Annotated in this window: 2 protein-coding genes and 1 pseudogene; all 3 read right to left on the bottom strand. The window is 63.1% G+C overall.

Annotation, left to right across the window (positions count from 1 at the left end; all coding sequences use genetic code 11):
- Window positions 1-176: 176 nt before the first annotated feature.
- A complete protein-coding gene (locus tag EN991_RS29205; RefSeq protein WP_013531284.1) occupies window positions 177-1016 on the bottom strand; it encodes a tetratricopeptide repeat protein in 840 nt (279 codons plus the stop codon).
- A complete protein-coding gene (gene ilvD / locus EN991_RS29210) occupies window positions 1003-2727 on the bottom strand; it encodes a dihydroxy-acid dehydratase (RefSeq protein ID WP_024503842.1) in 1725 nt (574 codons plus the stop codon). The genes EN991_RS29205 and ilvD overlap by 14 nt, the downstream gene beginning before the upstream one ends.
- 306 nt (window positions 2728-3033) lie before the next feature.
- A pseudogene (locus EN991_RS40415) lies at window positions 3034-3217 on the bottom strand (transporter); the annotation flags it as partial.

The raw sequence follows: 3217 nt of genomic DNA on the forward strand, positions 1-3217 counted from the left end.
CAACAACACCTCGTGGACGAAGATCGGGGATAGCTGCCCGGAAAACACGCTGGCGCCACACCCCCATGTCACGCCGATCTCGACGCCGGCGCCCAGCATGGTGCCGACGGAGCCGATCGCGAACTGAGCAATCTCCCGCTTCGTGGGGGAGATCGGCAGTTCAGCCGCCAGCAAAACTACTGGTCCGCGTTGTTGCCCTTGGTGAGGATATCATCGGCCAGCGAGATGGCGGTGCGACGGTCGGCCTCGCCCGCGGTGGCAAATGCCTCTTCCTGCATGCCGCGGATCCAGGGCTGGTCAGCCGGCGAAGCGCGTTCGAGCGCTGCCGTCATCATCGCCAGGCCGCGAACGATCTTGCCGCTCTGGAACAACAGATGGCCCAGCGTCGCCTGGGCGCCGGCATGGCCTTTCTCGGCGGCGAGTTGGAACCAGCGCCCGGCCTGCTTGACACTGGCCTTCACCCCGCCCTCGCCCTTCAGGAACATCTGCCCCATCTCGAACTGTGCGTTCGGGTTACGGTAGTTGGCAGCCGCGCGCATGTAGTATTCCTGGGCCGCCACCTCGTTCTCGGTGACCGGGCTGCCGGGAATGCCCGTGCGCAAATAGTCGCCAAGCGCCACCAGCGCATCGGAGACATAGCTTTCCTCGGGCGAGCCGGGCTCGACATCCTGGTCGACGATCTCGGAGAAGAACTTGAACGCCTCATAGTCGTCGCGCGCCACGCCGTCGCCCTCGGCATACATGCGGGCAAGCTTCCAGGTGGCGCCGATCTGGCCGTTTTCGGCGGCGTATTTGTAGGCCTCGGCAGCCTGCTCCTTGTGGCCGTTCTTGTAGGCGGAGAAGCCGAACTGGAAGACCGCCCAGGGGCTCGATTGCGGCTTCACCCCGGTCTTGTCGTCGAACACCTTGTCGTCGAAGGCCATGGCCTGGCCGACGGCGCCAAAGGTCGCGCCAAACGTGGCGGCCACGACCAGTGCCGAAAAGACAGACGACCTCAACAACTCAGATGTCCGCATAACAGTGTGTTTCTTTCGCACCGCCCGGATGGGTCACCGCGCCATCGCGCGCCGGCCCTACCGTCTGTGCATATTTCCATATCGCGCCCGACTGATAATCGGTCGCGCGCGCCTTCCATGTCTTTGCCCTCGCCGCCAGTTCGCTATCGGACAACGCCACATCGATCGTGCCGTTCACCGCGTCGATCGAGATCACGTCACCATCCCTGAGCAGTCCGATCGGGCCACCCACGGCTGCTTCGGGGCCGACATGGCCGATGCAGAAACCGCGCGTCGCGCCCGAGAAGCGCCCGTCGGTGATCAGCGCCACCTTGCCGCCCATGCCCTGGCCGTAGAGTGCTGCCGTCGTCGACAGCATTTCGCGCATGCCGGGGCCGCCGCGCGGTCCTTCGTAGCGAATGACGAGAACCTCGCCCTCCCTGTAGTTGCGATGGGTCACCGCCTCGAAACATTCCTCTTCCGAATCGAAGCAGCGGGCCGGACCGGAGAATTTCAACTCCGCCATGCCGGCGACCTTCACGATCGCGCCTTCGGGGGCCAGGTTTCCCTTCAAGCCCACGACACCGCCGGTTTGGGTAATGGGTCTGTTGGCCGGGCGGACCACATCCTGATGCTCATTCCAGACAACGTGCTGCATGTTTTCGGCCAAAGTGCGGCCAGTCACCGTCATGCAATCGCCATGCAGATAGCCGTGGTCGAGCAGGGTCTTCATCAGCAGCGGAATGCCGCCGGCCTCGAACATGTCCTTGGCGACATATTTGCCGCCCGGCTTGAGGTCGGCGATGTAAGGCGTCTTCTCGAAGATCTTGGCCACGTCGAACAGGTCGAACTTGATGCCGGCCTCGTGCGCGATCGCCGGCAGATGCAGTGCCGCGTTGGTCGAACCGCCGGTGGCCGAGACCACGGTCGCCGCATTCTCCAGCGCCTTCAGCGTGACGATGTCGCGCGGCCGGATATTTCTGGCGATCAGCTCCATGATCTTTTCGCCCGAGGCGAAATTGAACCGGTCGCGCATTTCATAGGGCGCCGGCGCGCCGCAGGAATAGGGCAGCGCCAGGCCGATCGCCTCGGCGACGGTCGCCATGGTGTTGGCGGTGAACTGGGCGCCGCAGGAACCGGCCGAGGGACACGCGACCTGCTCGATCTCAAGCAGTTCGTCATCGCTGATCGTGCCGACTGAGTGCTGGCCGACCGCCTCGAAAACATCCTGCACGGTGATCTGGCGGCCGCGATAGCTGCCGGGCAGGATCGAACCGCCATAGATGAAGATCGACGGCACGTTGAGCCGCACCATGGCCATCATCATGCCGGGCAGCGACTTGTCGCAGCCGGCGAGCCCAACCAGCGCGTCGTAGCAATGGCCGCGCATGGTGAGCTCGACCGAATCGGCGATGACCTCGCGCGACACCAACGACGACTTCATGCCCTGGTGACCCATGGCGATGCCATCGGTGACGGTGATGGTGCAGAATTCGCGCGGCGTGCCGCTGGCGGCCGCGACGCCCTTCTTGACCACCTGCGCCTGGCGCATCAGCGAAATGTTGCAGGGCGCCGCCTCGTTCCAGCAGGAGGCGACCCCGACCAGCGGCTGCGCAATCTCGGCCGCCGACAAACCCATGGCATAGAGATAGGAACGATGCGGCGCACGCGCCGGACCGACGGTCACATAGCGGCTAGGGAGCTTAGCCTTGGAGATGACTTTGGCGTCCATACTCTTCCTTGCCCCATCTTCCCTGCAAATGGGGCGGAGCGGCCTGCCCCCTCGCCGAGCCTTTTGGCGCGTGTCCCGAGACAAGATCGAGGTGCGCCGGGTTTATGGCGGGAAATGGGCAATTTCCTCAGCCCAGCTTCTACCGCAGGGGTTGTTCAGAAAGTGTTGCCAAAACGTCACAATAGCAGGAGGCGCAAGCGGTTTGGATTACGTGCAATGCAGCTTGGATGAGACAATCGCGGGCAATGCGATCTCAAACGAAAAAAGCCGGGCAGTGCCCGGCCTTTCATGCGCAATTTCAATTCGTTACCACTTGACCTTCAATGATGTTGAAAGTGCCGTGACAAGGTCGTTGCCGAAGTCCGCGGTATAGCCATTGTCATATGTTAGGCCATCATCTGGGTTTACGGCCGTATGGATCGATCCACTGGTCAGCACTCCCACCGCGCCCCCAAGTCGAACCTCGATGTTCTGAGTTGGCGTGTAGGCC

Source organism: Mesorhizobium sp. M7A.F.Ca.US.005.03.2.1, assembly GCF_003997795.1.
GTDB classification, from domain to species: domain Bacteria; phylum Pseudomonadota; class Alphaproteobacteria; order Rhizobiales; family Rhizobiaceae; genus Mesorhizobium; species Mesorhizobium ciceri.

What these genes read in the sequence shown, in the direction of transcription:
- ilvD (WP_024503842.1), bottom strand. Translation starts at nt 2,727, where the DNA reads ATGGACGCCAAAGTCATCTCCAAGGCTAAGCTCCCTAGCCGCTATGTG.
- EN991_RS29205 (WP_013531284.1), bottom strand. Translation starts at nt 1,016, where the DNA reads ATGCGGACATCTGAGTTGTTGAGGTCGTCTGTCTTTTCGGCACTGGTC.